The 821-nt window shown below is 74.8% G+C and carries 1 protein-coding gene; it reads right to left on the bottom strand.

The window, feature by feature from the left end; translation table 11 throughout:
* Positions 1-577 (bottom strand): DUF1206 domain-containing protein (locus EBH09_RS34165; RefSeq protein ID WP_238697523.1); only part of this gene is annotated, 577 nt, incomplete at its 3' end.
* Positions 578-821: the final 244 nt, after the last annotated feature.

Raw genomic sequence — 821 nt, 5'->3', positions numbered from 1 at the left:
TCAGCGCGCCGATCTTCAGCTTCTTGTGATAGCTGCGGCGCAGCGCCTGTACGCCGATCACCACTCCGGCGACGACGATCGCGGCGCCGGCCACGCCCACGAGCGACCGCCCGGCGGGCATCTCCATCACCTTGGCCGTGACGTCCCGGGACTGCTGGTCGCTGGAGCCGCTGCCGCCCGTCCCGGCCGCGAAGGCCAGTACGGAGTAGGCGACGAACGCGTAGAACACGCAGCGGGCGGCGGCCGGCAGCCGCTTCTTCGCCGTGTGACCGTCCTTGCCCGTGGCGCCGAACAACGCCTCGGACAGGCGCCACAACGCCATGCCGACGAGCCCGATGCCGAGCGCCCACAGCAGTACGGCGCCGAACGGCTTGTCCGACAGCTCGGCCAGGGCACCTCCGCGGTCCGCCTGCCGGTTTCCGGTGCCGAAGCCGATCTGCAGGGCCAGGACGCCGACCAGCAGGTAGATCACGCCGCGAGCGGTGAGTCCCGCCCGGGCGGCCCCCTCGGCGGCCGAGCCGTTCGCCGCCCGCCTGGCCCGACCGCGGCCGGTACGTGCCATGACACGTGTGTTCATGTGGACCTCCCCTCCCGGACTCCGCATGCCCCGGCATCCGCCGCGCACACCGGGCGGCGGGGCCCTGACCCGGCGGAACGCGCGCCGCCCCGGTCACCGTGACGCACGACTGCCCGTATGCCGCCTCGCGGCATACGGGCAGTCACGCCACCACACGTCCCCGCCGTGGGTCAGTCCGCCACTCCCACGGGCTCGGCGACGCGCCCGGGCGCGGGCGCGGGGCCGGCCGCGAGCCAGCGGCGGG

This window comes from Streptomyces sp. E2N166, assembly GCF_003671715.1.
Lineage (GTDB): Bacteria > Actinomycetota > Actinomycetes > Streptomycetales > Streptomycetaceae > Streptomyces > Streptomyces thinghirensis.
The sequence above is the reverse complement of the archived record's forward strand: the minus strand, read 5'-3'. Positions and strand labels throughout refer to the sequence as shown.